The organism is Psychrobacter sp. MES7-P7E (assembly GCF_002863645.1).
In the GTDB taxonomy this organism is placed as follows: domain Bacteria; phylum Pseudomonadota; class Gammaproteobacteria; order Pseudomonadales; family Moraxellaceae; genus Psychrobacter.
The window spans coordinates 52,335-72,376 of sequence record NZ_PJBU01000074.1; the positions used below are offsets into that span (position 1 = coordinate 52,335).

Below are 20,042 nucleotides of genomic sequence, written 5' to 3' on the forward strand. Positions count from 1 at the left end.
CTATTGGCCAAAAAGCTTGGCACATCAGGGATAATACGGGTAACTTGCATATTACACCTCCTGTGTGGTGGTCGGCGCTGCGTTTATTTGCGCAGTATCGTTATTGTTCATCATGTCGTTAGCCATGCTACCCATCATCGTCACTGGTGCATCCACTTTACGTACAGAAGCTGGCATTGATGGGTGAATAATGCTCACTTGCCCGACTGGGTAACCGATACAACCTTCTGCCAAATAACCGACCAGCTGTACTGGCAAGGTTATTTGTTGCTTATCGATTTCTATCGCCAAGTAATCACCAGCAGCAATATTCCAGTCCTTGGCATCGTCTATACCGATACGCCATGTTGCAACTGGCAGCTGCTCTGCGACGATTGGGCTACGTGATGCCATCATTGAGCTGGCATAGATATTATGAATCGGTACCAGTTTCGCTTGGCCTTGCTGCAAATCAGTTGTATTCGAAGACATCGCTTCTGGCGCCACATATTGACGAGTGGCTAGGCGCTCTAGCTGATCGAACAAACGCACACCTGGATCACCATTTTTCAGATGACCGCCAACTTTGTCTTGGTATTTGTTCCATGCTTGCGGTGAGTTCCAACCTGCCGCATTGGCAAAAGGAATCATCGAGCTTGGTGTTTCTTTACCGCTATAACCTTCCATTGAGAAAGTTAGACCAGTGTCCAAATCTTTTGGCTGCATTGGCTCATGTACTGAGATCGGTGCACGCATAGCAGTACGACCCGAATAACGACGCGGTTGGCGCGCAATTTTAAGTCCAGTTATACGGTAGTCAGCTTCAGGCGCGGCGCCCTTGATAGCTGCAAGCTTAGGATGCGTTGCTATCAAAGCATTAATCACATCATCAAGCTGCGTCCAGTCAACATCCCGACCTTCAATACTACTATGGACGGCATGTATCCAGCGCCAGCCTTCTTTAATGCTGCTCATCGGATGGTAGTATTCGTTATCGTAAACTTGGAAGAAGCGCTGCGCGCGACCTTCAGCTGATATCAATGTACCATCCGCTTCTGCAAAGCTCGCCGCTGGCAGTACGATATCGACGTCTTTATGCCAATCAAGGAGCTGATGATCTAACGCAATGACCGTTTTATCAGTCAATAGTTGCGTCAATTTATTGGCATCAATCGCATCTGTTAGCTGGTTTTCTGCAACCACAACCACATCGTAATCAGTCGCTAGCAGTTCTTCAACTGACTGACCGCCAAGCATACAAACGCCCATGCTATTGGCATCAGGAACCGTTAGGTAGATACCTGCTTGTGCCTGATACTTGTTATTTACTTCTTTTAACTCAAGGTTTTCAGCAGGCTCACGTTCGACATCATCTTGAGCTTCTGTATTTACACCCGTTTCAGGTTTGTTCGGCTTAGCAGATAAATCTTGGTCTTCTTCAGGTTGGTCATTAGCCGTTTTCGCTTGGGCTGCCTGTACTTTGGCATTATGTGCCTCGACCTGCTGTTGCTCGGTCGCTTTGATTGCCGCGCGTTTTTGGGTCAACGCTTGGGTAATCTGTGCCGCTGCTTCTATCAATGCGGTAGAAGACAAGCTACTACCCGAGACAACTAAAGGCTTATCAGCTTGAATCAAGTCATAAGCGATTTGCTGCGCCAACGCTTGCATACCGTCAGTTTCAGTACTTGCATCAGTATCTTGTTCAGCTGTTTGTGGATCTGCTATGTCTGCTAAATCATCAGCGAAATTAGCGATTTCATCAGCAACCTTGAAGCCAAGTTTAGTGATGTCTTCAGGAGTTGCCACTACGCTCACTTTACTGATATCTTCTAGCTTAGTTTGCGTTACATCGATGACATAGACTGGGCTTAGCGCATCTTGAGCGATACGCTTAACAGGTTCTGCAAGCCAAGGTTGTGTTTGCAGCGCCGCCGCCATTTTCAAGCCTTCATTTTTTGCGGCTTGACGTACTGACAGCGCGACACGTGATGAAGTTTGCGTGATATCTTCACCTAATACGAGCACGGCATCATGCGTTTCGATATCAGTCATGCTAGGGTTATAAATGCCTTCCGTGCTGAGCACTTCGATACATTTATTAACCAGTGCTTGCTGCTGATGGTTCAAACCTGTTGAGAAGTTATCAAAGCCGACCAGATTTTTTAGCGCAAAGTTGGTCTCTAAACTGGCACGCGGTGAGCCAATCCCGATGACTTTTTTATCTTTGATACGTTTGATGGTTTCATCAAGTGCGTAGTCAATATTGATTTTGACATGCTTATCATTGATACGTTCAAGCGCTTGCGTTGGACGATCTTCACGATTGACATAGCCATAACCAAAGCGGCCACGGTCACATAAGAAATAGCGGTTTACTTCGCCGTTATAGCGGTTTTCGATACGGCGCAATTCACCATAACGCTCACCTGGTGAGATATTACAGCCAGCCGAGCAGCCATGACAGATGCTTGGCGCATACTGCATGTCCCATTTACGGTTATAACGTTCAGAATGTGTTTTGTCAGTAAACACACCGGTTGGGCAAACTTCCGTTAAGTTGCCTGAAAACTCGCTTTCAAACTGACCATCTTTATCACGGCCAAAGTAAACACGATTATTTGAGCCATAAACGCCCAAATCTTCGCCGCCCGCATAGTCTTTATAAAAACGTACACAACGATAGCAAGCGATACAACGGTTCATTTCATGCGCGATGAACGGGCCAAGCTCTTGGTTATGATGTGTGCGTTTGGTAAAGCGATAGCGACGACGGCTGTGACCTGACATATACGTCATGTCCTGCAAATGACAATGCCCACCTTCTTCACAGGTTGGACAGTCATGTGGATGGTTGGTCATGAGTAGCTCAACCATCGACTTGCGGAATGCTTTGGCTTCATCGTCAGTGACCGAGATGTACATATCATCGCCAGGAGCGACCATACAAGACATCACAAGGCGACCGCGACCCGCTTCCATATCTTCTTTATTTTGGAATTGTTTGACCGCGCACTGACGGCACGAGCCTACTGAGCCAAGGGCTGGATGATAACAAAAATACGGCACATCAATGCCGAGTGATAAGCAGGCTTGTAGCAAGTTATCTGCGCTATCTACTTCGACAGTGGTCCCATCAATATGTATGACTGCCATGCCGCTCTCCTTATTTCACTTCTGGCTGTTGATTGGCTGCCGCATCAATGACATCGACACCAACCGCCTGCGCGATTTTTTGATCAAACTCAGGACGGAAATATTTAATCGCACTCATCAGTGGTTCCATCGCACCCGGCGCATGCGCACAGAAGGTTTTACCAATCCATAAGTCACGCGTAAGGCCCTCTAGTTTTTCGACATCGCCCACTTGCCCTTCGCCATCATTGATAGCGGTAAGCAATTTGACACCCCACGGCAGGCCATCACGGCATGGTGTACACCAACCACACGATTCGCGTTGAAAGAAAATCTCGAGATTGCGTAGTAGCGGCACCATATCTTGCGCTTCGTCGACGACCATAATCAGCCCCGTACCCATACGGCTACCCGCTTCTTGAATCGTGTCAAAATCAACCACCACATCTAAATGCTCTGCGGTCAAAAAGTCGGTCGAGGCACCGCCCGGCAGCCATGCTTTAAGCTTTTTACCATCTTTCATACCACCCGCTAAATCTTCGATGATTTCACGAGCGGTATAGCCAAATGGTAGCTCCCAAAGACCTGGGTCATTGACCAAACCTGAGCAGCCAAACAGTTTAGTGCCCGGCGTTTTGCTTTTGCCTTTAATTTCAGATAACGACTGATACCATTCAACGCCATGATTCAAAATCGCTGGCATATTACACAGCGTTTCAACGTTGTTGACGACGGTTGGACGACCCCATGCACCAGAAATTTGTGGAAACGGTGGTTTGGTACGTGGATTAGCACGGCGACCTTCTAAGCAATTAATCAATGCGGTTTCTTCACCGCAAATATAACGTCCAGCGCCAGTATGCACGTGCAAGTTAAAGCTAAAGTCTGAGCCTAGAATGTTCTTGCCCATTAGATTATTGGCCAAGCATTCTTCGATAGCAGCGACCAAACGTTCAGCGGCCAAGATGTACTCACCGCGGATAAAGATATAACCGTCAGTGGCGCCAATCGCATGAGCGGTAATTAGCATACCTTCGATAAGCTGAAACGGTAGACGCTCCATGAGCAAACGGTCTTTGAATGTGCCCGGCTCCATTTCATCAGCATTACAGATGAGATAGCGCGGCAAACCATCCGGTGGCGACATAAACGACCATTTAAGACCAGCATTAAAACCTGCACCGCCGCGACCTCGGACATTGGCCGCTTTAATCATATTGCCGACGTCTTTAGGTGACTTAGATAGCGCTTCTTTTAGACCTGTAAAGCCTTTTAGAGATTCATAAGTAGCTAAATCAAGCACCGCATCATGATGGGCTAAACGCCAAGTCAAAGGCTTGGTTTCGCTAGTGGCTGTCGCTTTATCACCATAGATTGGAACACGCTGTGCATTTAGCTGGCTTGGCGCTTGACCTTGACCGCGACGAGCAATTTGCTCTGAAATCGTTAAACTCATGCGTATAGCTCCAATAATTGCGCGACCTCAGATGGCTGGACAGGGCCGTAAGTGTCTTCATCAATCAGTACCGCTGGTCCCTTATCACAGTTGCCCAAGCAGCAAATTGGCAATAGGGTAAAACGTCCATCAGCAGTAGTCTGACCATACTCAATACCCAGCTGTGATCTAATCTCAGCGGACAGCGCCTCATAACCTGTCAAATAACAAGCCACAGAGTCACATATGAGAATCACATGGCGACCGACAGGTTGGCGATAAATACGGTTAAAGAAAGTCGCAACGCCGTCCATATCTGACATCGGGATATCTAGGATATTGGCAATGGCATTTGCTTGCGCATCATCGACCCAGCCGTTGCGCTTTTGCACGATTTTTAGTGCATCTAGCGAGGCGGCACGCGCCTGTGGGTAATGGTGCATAAACTCATGAATGGCAGCGATTTCATCACTGGTGAGAATGCTTTCCACATCTACTTTTGGCATTTTGTCGGAAACAATTTTCATAATCTTCTGTCTTTCCTCACTCATCCTGCTCTATCACAAGCCAACAACAGTCTGATTAAAACTATGGTTATATTGGCGAGTGACAGCATTTTGGTGTGCCATCAGGCAATAATATATTGATGAACAAATACTTTTGAAGCACGGCTCTAACGATCACAATCCGCCATCACAATATCGATCGATGCCAAATACATAATGGCATCAGAAACCAGCGAGCCATTAATAACCGATGGCATCTGCTGCAAATGCGCAAATGTCGGCGTACGAATACGGGTGCGATAGCTCATCGTGGCCTTGTCTGAGGTAATGTAATAGCTGTTCAGACCTTTAGTCGCCTCGACGATCGTCGTACATTCGCCCGCTGGCATCACAGGACCCCAAGATACCGAGATAAAGTGGTTAATCAGCGTTTCGATATCATTTAGCGTACGGTCTTTTGGCGGTGGTACGGCCAGTGGATGATCCGCTTTGTAAGGGCCTTGTGGCATATTATCCATACATTGACGAATGATACGCAATGACTGACGCATCTCTTCGACCTTGACCATACAGCGATCATAAGCATCACCGTTGTAGCCAACTGGCACTTCAAAGTCGTAATTCTCATAGCCCATGTATGGACGCGCTTTACGCAGATCGAAATCAACGCCTGTCGCACGCAGACCAGCGCCCGTCACGCCCCAAGCAAGTGCTTGCTTGGCATTATACTGAGCAACCCCTTGGGTACGGCCTTTGAGCACGCTATTTTGTAATGCCGCTTTGACATATTCGTCCAAGCGTTTTGGCATCCAATCTAAAAACTCACGCACCAGACGCTGCCAACCACGTGGCAGATCAGCAGCGGTACCGCCGATGCGGAACCAAGCGGGATGCATACGATAGCCAGTCACGGCTTCGATGACGTCATAGGCTTTTTGGCGATCGGTAAACATATAGAATACAGGGGTCATACCGCCCGCATCCTGAATGAACGTACCGACGAATAGTAAGTTATTGGTAATACGGAAGAACTCACTCATCATCACGCGGATGGTTTCAGCACGTGGTGGAATGGTGATTCCAGCCAGCTTTTCGACCGACATGATGTACGGCAGTTCATTCATCACACCGCCAAGATAATCGATACGGTCGGTATAAGGAATAAATGAGTGCCATGTTTGACGCTCAGCCATTTTTTCTGCACCGCGATGGTGATAGCCGATATCAGGAATACAATCGACGACTTCTTCGCCATCGAGCTGTAGCACCAAACGGAACGCACCGTGAGCAGAGGGATGGTTAGGACCGATGTTCAAGAACATAAAGTCTTCATCACGACCTGAACGCTTCATGCCCCACTCTTCTGGGACAAAACGTAGGTTTTCTTGCTCGTATTGTTGCTTGGCGGTATTCAAGAAATACGGGGTAAATTCAGTCGCCCGCGCATGATATTCTTTACGCAGTGGATGACCTTCCCAGTATTTCGGTAATAAAATACGGGTCAAATGCGGATGACCTGTAAAGACAATACCGAACATGTCCCACACTTCACGCTCATACCAGTTGGCATTTGGCCAAATATTGGTGGCGCTCGGTACATTGACATCGTCTTCGCTCAGCGCGACCTTGATACGTACATCACTATTGCGCTCAAGCGACATCAAGTGATAAAACACTGTAAAGTCACTGTCAGGTAAGCCTTGGCGATGTTGGCGTAAACGCTCATCTATCGCTGACAAGTCAAATAGCATGACATACGGCTGGGGCAATTTACGCAGAAATAAGAGGACATCGAGCAAATCCGCACGCGCAACCCACACTGTTGGAATCTCATCAACAGTGTGCTGCACGACAAACTTACCGGCATATTTCTGCTCCAGCTCTTTGATAACCGCTGGGACAGGCTTAATCTTAGGATCTATGTTTTCGACTACCGTGACCATGAATGATGTATTCCTTCATTAATCATAACTGAACTATGTTAGTCATAACCGAACTATGTCAACCATAACTGAGCTATGTTAATCATAACCGAACTATGATAAGCGCATAAAATATTGAAACTGTTGCTACAAATCTAAATGCTATCTAGAATCTAAATACTGTCTGGGCTGCGCAAGTTTTTGACAGCGATACGATCTGCCTGCTTACGGTCACGCTCAGGCGTCATTTGCGGCTGATAGACACCCTGCTCATTGACATGGATACCCAACGGACGACGCTCTTTAGTAATCGATTCTTGTAACAACATCAAACCCTGAATAAGCGCTTCTGGACGCGGCGGACAACCTGGTACATAGACATCAACAGGGATAATCTTATCGACGCCTTGTACGACAGAATAAATATCATACATGCCGCCCGAGTTGGCACAGGCACCCATAGAGATAACCCATTTTGGCTCAAGCATTTGCTCATATAGGCGCTGGATGACAGGGGCCATCTTGACGAAGCAAGTACCAGCGACGATCATGACATCCGCCTGACGAGGCGAGGCACGAATAACCTCCGCCCCAAAACGTGACAAATCATGAACGGCGGTTAAGGTAGTAGCGTATTCAACATAACAGCAAGAGGTACCAAAGTTAAATGGCCAAAGTGAGTTCTTACGCCCCCAGTTTGCTGTTGAATGAACGAGGTCTTCGAGACGACCCATAAAGACGTTTTTATTCACTTCATCTTCGATAGGATCATTGACCGTTTGACTGGTCTGTGCAGGATAGGTATCTGCATCGGGGTTGGCTTTTGTTAATGTGTATTTCATAACATACAACCTTTATATTAGGCTTTGCGTGGCAATCATCTTGCTCGCGCTGTCACCATAACTTTTATGATAAATAAGTGGCTAATCATCAGCGATCATTAATACAAACAGAACTGACGCCTTCATGCATTGCTGCTCGTTTTTACAAACGCTATAAGCTGAGCATCAACTGCTATTAACGTTCAGTTTTGTCCTGCTGAGCAGACGTCGCAAAATCCACAGAAGTAACGTTACCCGTGGTATTAATATGATCGATGTTTTGTAGATGACGACGATTGGTCTCAATATTGTTTGAGACATTGATTTGACCGGATGACTGCGCTGGCACTTTACCTGTCGGATCGACCATTAGCTCATGAGCACCATCAAACTTGGTGATGTCTGCCAAATTAAAGCCTGCAGGCGCCGCATATAAGCGTGCTTTTTTGCGTAGCTTGTCAGCAGGTGCCCAGTTCATCGCACCCAAGCTCAGCTCATAAATCAAACCGATAATCAGAATAGTGATAAACGTGCCAGCGGCGGCAAAGCCAAGCCAACCCGCCTCGCGTACTGACACAGCATAAGCGTAGAGATATAACGCCTCTAAATCAAAAATCACAAAGAAGATTGCGACCAAATAAAATTTGGCAGACAAACGAATACGGGCGTTGCCAGATCCGACAACACCCGCTTCAAATACTTCTTCCTTTTGTGAGCCTTGAGAGCGACCGCCAAGTAAGCGCGGTACGACCAGCATAAAGACAACTAGCCCAATGGCGGCTAAGATAAAAGCAATGGCTGACCAATTAAAAGCAGACATGATAATACGTGCTCCTCACCCAATCGAGTGTTAGACACAGCGCAAGCACTGACCCACTCAGGCCATGTTGCGACAGGTATAACGCAGACGAAAACACAAAGTGACTTTATTTAAAAAGTGACTTTATTTAAGTAATTGTCACTGCACTTCAGCAACTGTCACTGTGTTTAAGTAACTGTCATTGAGTCACATGTTAGGTATTTTGCTGGTAACAACCAATTATCAAGTGTATTGACGACGATGTCAGACGTGACCAACTGTAGAGATTCCGGTATGCGCGCGGATAAAGGCTGGTCGCCCAACGCATCTTCTAACAACGTAAGATCAACGTATTAAATCAATATCATATCTGACTGCTTACTTAATTGATTTAATAGCTCATTACACGTGGTCAACAATGACGTGACAACTGGCATAAATTATTTATGTACTATACGCATATCAGTGCCTAAAAGCTAGTTTTTAACTGTATTGAACGGTCACTTTCTGTGTAAAAAAAATGTGTTTTTTTTACTATGAATTATGATATAGACCTTACCTTATATTAACCCCAAATCCGTACTTTTGGCTACGAGCAAACACTGCCACGCTATTTGTCAAAAATCAAGTGTCCAAATACCCTACTTTCATCACCTAAGTCCTCCCCCAAAGTGAGCATTTTTGCTTTATAATGACCCACCAGATTTTTATGATATGCCATCATCAAACCTTAAATTCTATTATTCTTATAATAAAGATTATTAAAATATCGCAACGATACGAATTTTGATGATGCGCGCTGCGTTTATCTATCTTTGTCATATCAGCGCTACCCTCTTTTTTGCTTTTGTCTTACAGGTCACGTTATGAGTCAACTCAATCCCAAACAATCCGAGGCCATGCTCTACGTATCTGGTCCATTACTTGTACTTGCAGGTGCTGGCTCCGGCAAAACCTCTGTGATTACGCGTAAGATTGCTTACCTAATCCAAGAATGCGACATGCCAGCTGAGCGCATCACTGCCGTGACCTTTACCAATAAGGCGGCACGTGAGATGAAAGCGCGGGTAAGCAAACTGCTACCAAGCGAAAAAATGCGCGGGCTAACGGTGTCGACGTTTCACCAATTTGGTCTACAGTTTTTGCGCTATGAGCTGATTCATACGCCGCTAAAAGGTAACTTTTCCATTATGGACAGCGATGACAGTAAGCGATTGCTGATGGAGCTGATGATGCGCGATAACTTAAGCGGCGCTGAAAGTCGCGAGTTGGTCGGTAAAGCCATCAAAATGATTTCGGATTGGAAAAATGACTTGGTCGAGCCTGATAAGGCGATGGAAACGTTAGACGATCCAGAGGATATGATTTTCGCGACGTTATATGCGCTTTATGAGCGTAATTTGCGGGCCTATAATGCCGTCGATTTTGATGACTTGATTGTCTTGCCAACCAAAATATTGCGTGAAAATAGAGAACTGCGTGACAAGTGGCAGAACCGTATTCGTTATCTATTGGTCGATGAGTATCAGGATACCAATACCGCCCAGTATGAAATGATTAAATACTTGGTCGGACCGCAAGGTCGCTTTACCGTGGTGGGTGATGATGACCAATCTATCTATGCGTGGCGCGGGGCAAAGCCTGAAAACATGGCTCTGCTAAAAGAAGATTTTCCAAAACTAAAAATCGTTATGCTTGAGCAGAATTACCGCTCAACCACTCGTATTTTGACCTCTGCCAACGCCGTTATTCTAAATAACGAGCATTTATTTGAGAAAAAACTGTGGTCAGATAAAGGTCAAGGCGAAAAAATCCGTATCATTAACTGCCGTAATGACGATGATGAATCCGAGCGCGTGGCCAAAGAAATCGTCACGCATAAACTGCGCTTTGGTAACGAGTGGGAACAGTATGCCGTACTGTACCGCAGTAACTTTCAGGCACGTATGCTAGAGGCACAATTGCGCCAGTTGCAAGTACCTTATAAATTATCAGGCGGTCAATCATTCTTTGCGCGTAGTGAAATCAAAGACATCATGGGCTATCTACGCCTGATTTTGAACCCTGAAGATGACAGTGCATTTTTACGTATTATCAATACACCTAAGCGCGGTATGGGACCAGCCACGCTAGAAAAGCTTGGTTTGTTTGCGCAAGAACACAGCATATCACTATTGGCCTCTTGCACCCATGCTGGTCTGACTCATGTTTTGCCATCGAAAGCTTATGGCACGATAAAAGAGTTTGGGGAGTTCATTGAGCACTATACGCGTGAGTTGGATCAACATCCTGACCCTGTACCAATCGTACGCCAGATGATTGATGAGACGGGTTATATTGATTTTGTGCGTAGCGACGCCAAAACGCCGCAACAAGAAAAAAACCGTATTGATAATATCGATATGCTTTACACCAGTATTCAGTCGTTGATTAATCGCGCTGAAAAAGATGAAGACCGAACGATTGATACCATCATTCGTAAGCTGGTTTTGCTTGATATGCTCGAGCAACAGCAAGAAGAAGAGAACACTAACAAAGTTAACTTGATGACCTTACATGCGGCAAAGGGCTTGGAGTTTGATTTCGTTTATATCATGGGTCTTGAGGAAGAAATGCTGCCGCATCGCAACTCTATCATGAGTGAGACGGTCGAAGAAGAGCGCCGTCTGATGTACGTGGGCATTACCCGTGCGCGTCGTGAGCTGACATTGACGCTCGCGACCCAGCGCCGTGCTGGTGGTCAAATGCGCGTTACCTCAGAATCAAGATTTTTGGATGAGCTGCCTGAGGATCATATTGACTGGCCTGCCAAAGCGAAAAAGAAAAAAGCGACCAAAGATCCAGAAGCCGTCGCTGATGAATATCTGGCCAATATTCGAGCGTTACTGGGTAAGCGTTAATCTTAATCAAGACATTTAAGCACCTGAGTAATAAACACCTAAGTAAAACGCTTGCGAGAACACGCTTTAGACTGCGCAAAAAACGATTGATATAATCGTTATTGTTATTGTTCTTCATATACTGTAAAAACTTGGAACACTTATGCCTACCCCCACGCCCAATCAGGAACGAACCGCCATGCTGTCAGGAGATTATAACTCGGCTGAGTATAGTGCCGAATATAAGCTTCTGTATCTGCAGGGTTTGGTTGCTGATAAAGCATACGAGGCCATTACTGAGTTTTTAGAAAAGCAGTCCGAATATGAGATTGCCAACCTACTAGAGTCCTTCCCAACTCAAAACCGTCTGTTGATTTGGGCGCAGGTGCCAGAGCATATCAAAGGTGAGGTACTTGCCGAACTAGATGTCGATACGCGCCAGCCGTTGATGGAGAATATTTCTTCTCAAGAAATCTCCTTGTTTACCCAAGACCTTGATGCTCAAGACATCTCTGAGATTTTGGACACCGTCACTGAGAGCGTACGTACCTCAGTCATGGCAACGCTGGACGAAGAGACGCGGGTCCAAGTCAATAAGCTTGATACTTATGCTGACTGGGAAGTGGGTAGCTATATGGATCCAGATATTATCCAGATAAGGGATGATATCTATCTAGCTGATGTGCAAGAGTGGCTGCGTGAAAACGACGACCTGCTCGATGACGAGAGCCAAGAGCTGTTAGTTGTCGATCAAAGCCAGCAATTGCTAGGGCTACTGAGTCTAGTAGATTTAATTAAGCATAAACAGAATACATTAGTCTCGGAGCTGATTGACACTGCCATTACAATTAATGATCGCTTGGATATTCAAGATGCAGCCGCGATTTTTCGTTCAGAAGACATCCGTTTTGCCCCTGTCATCAATAGCCATGGCGAGCTGGTTGGTCAACTAAACGGTGAAGACATTATGGAAATCATCCAAGATGATGTCGACAGCACCATGAAAAACCTCGCTGGTGTTAGCCAAGATGAAGAGCTGTTTGCCCCCATCCTAACCAGTGCTAAAAGCCGTAGCGTTTGGCTAGGTATCAATTTATGTACTGCCCTTTTGGCCGCAGCAGTGATTGGACAGTTTGAAGAAGTATTGGCACAAGTCGTGGCGCTAGCGATATTGATGCCAGTGGTCGCCAGTATGGGCGGTATTGCTGGCTCGCAAACGCTGACGGTCGTTATCCGCGGGATGGCGATGGGTCAAATCGGTGGTTCCAACCGTGTCTGGCTGTTAAATAAAGAGCTGTGGGTGGGTGCGATAAACGGTATCATCTGGGCGATAATTATGGCGTTTATTGCTCAGTTATGGTTTCATGATATTAAGATCAGTGCCGTCATCGGTTTTGCCATTGCAATCAACATGACTGCAGCTAATGTCTCGGGTATCAGCATACCGCTGATGCTCAAGCGCATGAATATCGACCCTGCTCTATCTGCTTCGGTTATCCTAACGACCGTCACAGATATCGTCGGCTTTATGTCCTTTTTAGGATTGGCTAGCGTACTGATACTCTAGTTGATTGCTGAATTGCTGAATTGCTGAATTGCTGAATTGCTGAATTGCTGAATTGCTGAATTGCTGAATAATTAAAATATAGAATTGTTATTTGTATAAAAATGTCGAATAAGACTTATTTAGACCATAGTTCAAGGCCTTAGTTTAAAATCATAATTTAAAAACCATCAAACCGTTAAGTGAGTGTGTTATGCAAGCTGTACAAGTTAAAGTGGTAAACCCTAAAATTACTGAAGATAAAGCGTTTTCTTTACCAACTCGTGCCACCGATGGCAGTGCAGGTATTGATTTGCGTGCTTGCATCGATGAGCCATTAACGATTAAAGCAGGTGAAACCCATTTGATTGGTACAGGCCTTGCCGTTTATATTCAAGATCCTAATTATGCAGGTATGATTTTACCGCGTTCAGGTCTTGGTCATAAGAATGGTATCGTCTTGGGTAACTTGGTTGGGCTAATCGATGCCGACTATCAAGGCGAGCTGATGGTTAGTATTTGGAACCGTAGTGGAGATGACTTTGTTCTTAACCCAGCTGAACGTATGGCACAGTACATCGTGGTACCTGTTGCGCGTCCTGAGTTTGAAATGGTTGCAGAGTTCAGTGATGAAAGCGTACGTGGTGCGGGCGGGTTTGGACATTCAGGTCGTCAATAATAGCTATTTTGACGGTCAATTCTGCTAGTAATTTTTAGATAGCCTTCAAGGTTTTGCTTAAGCTATATATAAAATCTTGCGCTATTCATTTTTATTTATCATTGAACACCTATCACGGTTATAAGGAGAGTAAGCAATGCCACCTTTTGCGGCGCAGCAATCCTTATTCCGTGCTTATGATATTCGCGGTGCCAACCAGTATTTCACTAGCAGTTTTATACAAGCGTTAGGCCATGCTTTTGCTACTCTCTACAATGCCCAAGATAGCCAACCGACTCAAAACATCAGTACTAATACTTCTGTTGAGACTAAGCAGAATGTTGTCGTTATTGGTTATGATATGCGTATTGGTAGTGAAGCCATTGCACATACACTCTCTACTGTATTAGCTCAGCAGGGTTTACGCGTAATCCAATTAGGTCTGGTTACCACGCCGATGATGGCGTTTTGGGCAGCGCAATATCAAGGTCATGGCATAGTTGCAACAGCGAGCCATTCTGCTAAAGACATACTAGGCATTAAATGGTTAGTAAATAACAAGTCCCCTAGTAGCTCAGAGATACAGACGCTCTATCATCAGCTAACCGATCATCATAGTTGTCACGCTTATCCCGATAGCCAAGCTAAAAATCCTATCTTTCATTCAGAAAATATTGAAAGCATTGATAATAACTATGACTCAAAATTACCAAGCGACTTGCTTGAGCAACTACCTGCTTATCAAGTAGCAAACGTTTATATCGATGCTATTGCGCAGGTATTTGAACAATTATTTCAGCATAATCACTCGGCAACTGCAGCCAATCAAAAAAACGCTTATAAACTTGATTTGGTCATAGTTATTGACTGTATGCACGGTGCAACTGGTAGCATTGCTCAACGCTTGTTCGAACGTTTTTGCCAGAATGTTATTTTTCTCAATGATACCCCCAATGGCAATTTCCCCCTTGGTAATCCAGACCCTACCGAACCAAACCGCTTAAACGAATTGCAACGAGCCGTTGTTTTGCATGCAGCAGATATCGGCTTGGCGTTTGATGGCGATGGCGATCGTTTGATGATCGTTGATAACAACGGCAAAATAGTTACGCCCGATCATTTGCTCTATCTACTGGCACGTATTGCTATTACTGAACATCCTAACTCTCTTAGCGCCTCTTTATTAGCGTCTGAAGTTCTTTTCGATATTAAGTGCGCCCATCATTTACCAAGACTGTTATCTGAGCTTGGTACTACACCTGTGATTAGCAAGACTGGCAGCAGCTTTATGCGCCAACAGGTACAGCATCCTGACAATCAGATTGTTTTCGCTGGTGAATTATCAGGACATTTCATCTTTAATGACAGCCGCTTTATCCCTTACGATGATGCGATGTATGCTGCATTACGGTTGCTGCATTGGCTTGACCAAACTCAGAATGATGCTAATGATAAAAAACAACTATCAGATATCATCCAAAACTTGCCCACTATAGTCAGTACTGCTGACCGTTACTTGCCAATGCCGCAGACGGCTACTACCGACTGCTCACTCGTAGAGCAATTAACGAGATCTTGTCATTACTTGCAGTATCTAGTAGATATGTCTACTCATACTGATTCTTCATCTAGTCAGCAGTTAAAAGATACTTGCCTGCCCGCCACAACATGCAAGTCATCAGCGTGTACTTGCGCTACTGCGAAGGCGCAAATAGCATTAAAACAGACGCATGAATTATTACCTATGGGAACTAAACTGAGCTGTATCGATGGTGTGCGTTTAGATTTTGCGCATGGTTTTGGCGTACTGCGTCAATCAAATACCAGCAATAGCCTGACCGCGCGCTTTGCGGGTGACAGTATAGATGACCTAAAAGACATTCAGGCGACATTTGCCGCTTTATGCCGACCATTTAACGCAGCGCTAGCTGAACAGATTCTTGCTATTCCTGCGGAGTAGCCTCATAAAACATATATCACTGTCTCATTAGACATAGTAGAAAAACAACCAATTTAAAACCGGCCCTTAGGAGTTTGTAATGACGCTTAATTTAGATGATGCCAAAAACACCGCTGAAGTATTGACCACTGCTCTGCCCTATATCCAGCGTTTTGTTGATAAACTCATCGTCGTAAAATACGGCGGCAACGCCATGACCGACCCTGAGCTTGAGAGCTCATTTGCTCGCGATATCGTTTTGCTAAAGACCGTCGGTATGCATCCGGTAGTTGTACATGGTGGTGGCCCGCAAGTTGACAATCTCCTAAAAGAGCTCGGACGTCAATCAGACCGTATCGATGGGATGCGCGTCACTGACAAAAGTACCATGGATATCGTAGAGATGGTCTTGGGCGGTAGCGTTAACAAATCGATTGTTAGCTTGATTAACAAACATGGCGGTCGCGCGATTGGTCTTACAGGTAAAGATGCCAATTTGATTCAAGCCAAAAAACTGATGATGGAAAAAATTGGCGCAGATGGTATCGCTGTACCAGTTGATTTAGGATTCGTCGGTGATGTAGTAAGCGTCAATAAAGACGTGATTAACATGTTGATTGCCTCAGATTTTATCCCTGTAATCGCGCCACTTGGCGTTGACGCTGAAGGCAATACCTACAACATTAATGCTGACCTAGTCGCAGGTAAAGTAGCGGAGTTTTTACAAGCAGAGAAACTGATGCTATTAACCAATATCAAAGGCGTATTGGGCCGCGACGGTGAAGTAGTGACTGGACTCACGCCAAAGAAAGTCGATAGCTTAATCGAAGATGGCACTATCTCAGGCGGCATGATTCCCAAAATTCAATGTGCGCTTGATGCGGTACGTAGCGGCGTCAAAAGTGCGGTAATCGTTGATGGCCGTGTCCCTCATGCGACGCTGTTAGAAATTTTCACCAACGAAGGGGTTGGTACGCTCATTAGTCGTGAGATAGACTCATCATTGAGCTAGCAAAATCTAGCAATACTAAATGTAAAAAAGCCCGAGTTAGTAAAACGCTCGGGCTTTCTTATGTATTTTTATACTTAATAGATAAGCCTAGCTTAATTTTTATAAATTAATTTTACGAAAAAACTTTATCAAACTCCGCTTCATCGAAGCCGCATAGTAATACTGCTTGATCTCTATCTGCCAACTGACCTTCTACAATCGGACGTTTAATCATACTGGTGTTTTCCACGAGTAAATCTATCGCGGTGTCTACACTAGCATCAGCTGCTTGCTTTTGACTGTCGTCTAGCTTGCGCCATGTCGTACCACGCTTATTCAGCACTTTGTCGATACCTAGCTCATTTACCCAGCGCTGTACTGTTTCTTTATCGATACCTTGTTTTTTATAATCGTGAAAATCGTAGCTGACATCTAGATCGTTTAGCTTAGTAAACGCTTTTTTCATCGTGCTACAAGATTTGATACCGTGAATGGTGATGGTCATGATAAATCCTCATAAATATTCATTAACTTGTCTATTATACCTAAGGCTGACTGGATATAGAGAATGCATTACTTTTAATCGTCAAACCTGGTAAGCAACTGCATCATATCGTCGCAATTTTCGCCAAATTACGCTATGCTATGGCATTGTCAAATTCCACCTATTTTGAACAGTATTAAACAAATCCGTATTAAATAAATCAGTATCAACCAATTTCGAGCCGACTATGAGCAACGCCGTGACAGCAGACCAAACAGAAAACAACTATTATAACCCACAAGCGATAGAAGCCGCGCAGCAAACCAAATGGGCCACTGACAAGCGCTTTGAAGTAAGCAATGAGCCAAGCGACAAGCCAAGCCGTTACATGCTGTCGATGTTCCCTTATCCAAGTGGTAAGCTGCATATGGGCCACGTCCGTAACTATACGATTTCTGACGTATTGAGCCGTTATTATCGTCTCAAAGGCTATGAAGTCATGCAGCCAATGGGCTGGGATGGTTTTGGCTTGCCAGCGGAAAATGCAGCGATTGCTAACCAGACGCCACCCGCTGCATGGACATTTGCCAACATTGACAGCATGCGTGCACAGCTTAAATTGCTAGGCCTGTCTATTGACTGGTCACGCGAATTTGCCACTTGTAGCCCTGAGTATTATCAGTGGGAGCAGTGGTTATTTTTACAATTGTACAAAAAAGGCTTGGTCTACAAAAAGCTATCGACGGTCAACTGGGATCCCGTTGACAACACTGTCTTAGCAAACGAACAAGTCATCGATGGCAAAGGCTGGCGTAGTGGTGCTGCGGTCGAAAAACGCGACATCCCAATGTACTACTTCAACATCACTGACTATGCTGATGAGCTATTAGATGATTTGGATCAGCTAGAAGGTCATTGGCCATCTGAAGTACTAACCATGCAGCGCAACTGGATTGGTCGTAGTGCTGGTATGGAAGTGCACTTCCCTTATGAGCTTGCTGGTGAAGAAAACACTTTAGATGTGTTCACCACTCGTCCTGACACCTTGATGGGTGTGACTTATGTTGCTGTTGCCGCAGAGCATCCACTTGCACAGTATGCCTCTGAGAAGGATGACGCAATCGCTCAATTCTGTGCCCTTTGCAAAAAAGGCTCAGTCGCTGAAGCGGATTTGGCCAAGGCCGAAAAAATCGGTATGGATACAGGCCTAACTGTGACGCATCCTTTAACTGGTGAAGAAGTGCCAGTTTGGGTTGCCAACTACGTACTGATGAGCTACGGCTCAGGCGCAGTCATGGCAGTACCTGCTCACGATGAGCGCGACTATGAATTTGCGGTGAAGTACGACCTACCAATCAAACAGGTCATCAATGTACCTGAAGGCTATTTTGATGAACTAAAAGCAGATGCTAAAGCGAACGATAGTGAAGTCAATCTTGCTTATACCGAGCGCAATACCTTGGTTAATTCAGGTGAGTTTGACGGTCTAGACTTTGAGCAAGCATTTGAAGCAATGCTGGCTAAGCTTGAGCCAAAAGAGCTGGCTAAGAAAAAGATCCAGTATCGCCTACGTGATTGGGGTGTCTCTCGCCAGCGCTATTGGGGCTGCCCTATCCCAATGATCAACTGTGAGCATTGTGGTACGGTACCTGTTGAAGAGCAAGACCTACCAGTTGTATTGCCAACCGACGTTGTACCTGATGGTCGCGGTAACCCACTTAAAAATATACCAGAATTTGTTAATACTACTTGTCCTAAATGTGGCAACCCTGCTGAGCGTGAGACCGATACCTTTGACACATTCGTAGAGTCAAGCTGGTACTATGCACGTTTTGCTAGCCCAAATGACGCACAAAACATGGTCAACAAGTCTGCTGCCAATAAATGGTTGCCTGTTGATCAATACGTTGGCGGTGTCGAGCATGCGGTAATGCATCTGTTGTATGCGCGTTTCTTCCATAAGCTGATGCGCGACGAAAATTTAGTCACAGGTGATGAGCCATTTGCCAATCTAATGACTCAAGGCATGGTGCTCGCTGGTACGTTCTACCGCGTCAATGCGGATGGCAGTACGACCTACTACTTTGCAGAAGATATCGATATTGACTTTAACGAACGCGGTCAACCAATCAAAGCTATCTTAAAATCTGACGGCCAGCCAGTCACGATTGGTAAAATCGAAAAAATGTCAAAATCAAAAAACAATGGCGTAGATCCACAGCTAACCATTGATAAATATGGTGCTGATACGGTTCGTCTATATACGCTATTTACTGCGCCTGCGGATCAAACGCTTGAATGGTCAGACGACGCGCTAAAAGGCCCTTATAACTTTGTGAAAAAAGTATGGCGTATTGCAACCGACCATATGCAAGCGCTAACAGCCGCCAATATCAGCATTGATACGCTTAATAGTGCTACCTTGAACACAGACGGTCTAAGCAAAGAAGCCAAAAACTTACGCCGTAAAACGCACGAAACAATTGCTAAGATTGACAGTGACTTAGGTGACCGTTTGGCATTGAACACACCTGTATCAAGCCTGATGGAACTTGCTAATGAGCTGACTGGTTTTAACGCGAGTAATGAACAAGAGCTACACGTCAAACACGAAGCGTTGACCAATCTGCTGATTATGCTATCTGTCTATGCGCCGCACGTTGGTGAACATCTGCTTGAGCAGTTAGGTCTTGATACCTTAACCTTAGACTACCCAACCGTGGAAGAAAGTGCGCTGGTACAGGACATGATCACGATGGTGGTACAGGTCAATGGTAAGATGCGTGGTAAGATGGATGTCGCACCAAACAGCGATCCTGAGCAGCTAAAAGAGCAAGCTCGCACCATGGAAAGCGTGGCAAAATTCATCAGGGGCGAGATCAAAAAAGAAATCGTCGTGCCTAACAAATTGGTTAACATCGTGGTTGTAGGCTAAGGTATCTTGAGCTAAGCAT

At 45.3% G+C, this 20,042-nt stretch carries 13 protein-coding genes; 6 read left to right on the forward strand and 7 right to left on the reverse strand.

What is annotated here, in order from left to right; all coding sequences use genetic code 11:
• Window positions 1–51 precede the first annotated feature (51 nt).
• The 6 genes from nuoG to ndhC form a co-directional block, all read right to left on the reverse strand.
• Window positions 52–3,132 (reverse strand): NADH-quinone oxidoreductase subunit NuoG, encoded by a 3,081-nt coding sequence (gene nuoG, locus CXF62_RS03750; RefSeq protein WP_102092973.1) that lies wholly within the window; start codon window positions 3,130–3,132, stop codon window positions 52–54.
• Window positions 3,133–3,142: 10 nt separating this feature from the next.
• Window positions 3,143–4,567, reverse strand: a complete 1,425-nt coding sequence (gene nuoF, locus CXF62_RS03755) for an NADH-quinone oxidoreductase subunit NuoF (RefSeq protein ID WP_102092974.1) — start codon at window positions 4,565–4,567, stop codon at window positions 3,143–3,145.
• The gene (nuoE, locus tag CXF62_RS03760) at window positions 4,564–5,073 is read right to left on the reverse strand and encodes an NADH-quinone oxidoreductase subunit NuoE (protein ID WP_057758927.1); all 510 of its coding nucleotides are present in this window, start codon (window positions 5,071–5,073) and stop codon (window positions 4,564–4,566) included. Before nuoE ends, nuoF begins: the two co-directional genes overlap by 4 nt.
• Window positions 5,074–5,219: 146 nt before the next feature.
• A complete protein-coding gene (gene nuoC, locus CXF62_RS03765; protein WP_102092975.1) occupies window positions 5,220–6,995 on the reverse strand; it encodes an NADH-quinone oxidoreductase subunit C/D in 1,776 nt (591 codons plus the stop codon).
• A 152-nt stretch (window positions 6,996–7,147) separates the two neighbouring features.
• Window positions 7,148–7,816 carry a NuoB/complex I 20 kDa subunit family protein gene (locus CXF62_RS03770; RefSeq protein ID WP_057758923.1) on the reverse strand — a complete coding sequence of 223 codons (669 nt, stop codon included), beginning with the start codon at window positions 7,814–7,816 and terminating at the stop codon, window positions 7,148–7,150.
• A gap of 175 nt (window positions 7,817–7,991) precedes the next feature.
• Window positions 7,992–8,615 (reverse strand): NADH-quinone oxidoreductase subunit A, encoded by a 624-nt coding sequence (gene ndhC, locus CXF62_RS03775; protein WP_102091044.1) that lies wholly within the window; start codon window positions 8,613–8,615, stop codon window positions 7,992–7,994.
• A gap of 845 nt (window positions 8,616–9,460) precedes the next feature.
• Between ndhC and CXF62_RS03780 the strand changes: the two genes are divergently transcribed.
• From CXF62_RS03780 to argB, 5 genes are all read left to right on the forward strand, one after another.
• The gene (locus CXF62_RS03780; RefSeq protein ID WP_102092976.1) at window positions 9,461–11,494 is read left to right on the forward strand and encodes a UvrD-helicase domain-containing protein; all 2,034 of its coding nucleotides are present in this window, start codon (window positions 9,461–9,463) and stop codon (window positions 11,492–11,494) included.
• A gap of 142 nt (window positions 11,495–11,636) precedes the next feature.
• A complete protein-coding gene (gene mgtE / locus CXF62_RS03785; protein WP_101206268.1) occupies window positions 11,637–13,040 on the forward strand; it encodes a magnesium transporter in 1,404 nt (467 codons plus the stop codon).
• 190 nt (window positions 13,041–13,230) lie between these two features.
• A complete protein-coding gene (gene dut / locus CXF62_RS03790; RefSeq protein ID WP_102092977.1) occupies window positions 13,231–13,695 on the forward strand; it encodes a dUTP diphosphatase in 465 nt (154 codons plus the stop codon).
• Window positions 13,696–13,831: 136 nt separating this feature from the next.
• Entirely contained in the window at window positions 13,832–15,634 is a 1,803-nt protein-coding gene (locus CXF62_RS03795) for a phosphohexomutase domain-containing protein (protein ID WP_102092978.1), read from the forward strand.
• A 79-nt stretch (window positions 15,635–15,713) separates the two neighbouring features.
• The gene (gene argB, locus CXF62_RS03800) at window positions 15,714–16,625 is read left to right on the forward strand and encodes an acetylglutamate kinase (protein WP_057758912.1); all 912 of its coding nucleotides are present in this window, start codon (window positions 15,714–15,716) and stop codon (window positions 16,623–16,625) included.
• A gap of 112 nt (window positions 16,626–16,737) precedes the next feature.
• Here argB and CXF62_RS03805 read toward each other — a convergent pair whose 3' ends face one another.
• Window positions 16,738–17,109 (reverse strand): Spx/MgsR family RNA polymerase-binding regulatory protein, encoded by a 372-nt coding sequence (locus CXF62_RS03805; protein ID WP_102092979.1) that lies wholly within the window; start codon window positions 17,107–17,109, stop codon window positions 16,738–16,740.
• Window positions 17,110–17,335: 226 nt separating this feature from the next.
• Here CXF62_RS03805 and leuS point away from each other — a divergent pair, with 226 nt between their 5' ends.
• Window positions 17,336–20,023, forward strand: coding sequence for a leucine--tRNA ligase (leuS, locus tag CXF62_RS03810; protein WP_102092980.1), 2,688 nt, complete (start codon window positions 17,336–17,338; stop codon window positions 20,021–20,023).
• Window positions 20,024–20,042 lie beyond the last annotated feature (19 nt).

Coding starts and splice junctions, on each gene's coding strand:
- nuoG (WP_102092973.1), bottom strand. CDS start 3,132: ATGGCAGTCATACATATTGATGGGACCACTGTCGAAGTAGATAGCGCA.
- nuoF (WP_102092974.1), bottom strand. CDS start 4,567: ATGAGTTTAACGATTTCAGAGCAAATTGCTCGTCGCGGTCAAGGTCAA.
- nuoE (WP_057758927.1), bottom strand. CDS start 5,073: ATGAAAATTGTTTCCGACAAAATGCCAAAAGTAGATGTGGAAAGCATT.
- nuoC (WP_102092975.1), bottom strand. CDS start 6,995: ATGGTCACGGTAGTCGAAAACATAGATCCTAAGATTAAGCCTGTCCCA.
- CXF62_RS03770 (WP_057758923.1), bottom strand. CDS start 7,816: ATGAAATACACATTAACAAAAGCCAACCCCGATGCAGATACCTATCCT.
- ndhC (WP_102091044.1), bottom strand. CDS start 8,615: ATGTCTGCTTTTAATTGGTCAGCCATTGCTTTTATCTTAGCCGCCATT.
- CXF62_RS03780 (WP_102092976.1), top strand. CDS start 9,461: ATGAGTCAACTCAATCCCAAACAATCCGAGGCCATGCTCTACGTATCT.
- mgtE (WP_101206268.1), top strand. CDS start 11,637: ATGCCTACCCCCACGCCCAATCAGGAACGAACCGCCATGCTGTCAGGA.
- dut (WP_102092977.1), top strand. CDS start 13,231: ATGCAAGCTGTACAAGTTAAAGTGGTAAACCCTAAAATTACTGAAGAT.
- CXF62_RS03795 (WP_102092978.1), top strand. CDS start 13,832: ATGCCACCTTTTGCGGCGCAGCAATCCTTATTCCGTGCTTATGATATT.
- argB (WP_057758912.1), top strand. CDS start 15,714: ATGACGCTTAATTTAGATGATGCCAAAAACACCGCTGAAGTATTGACC.
- CXF62_RS03805 (WP_102092979.1), bottom strand. CDS start 17,109: ATGACCATCACCATTCACGGTATCAAATCTTGTAGCACGATGAAAAAA.
- leuS (WP_102092980.1), top strand. CDS start 17,336: ATGAGCAACGCCGTGACAGCAGACCAAACAGAAAACAACTATTATAAC.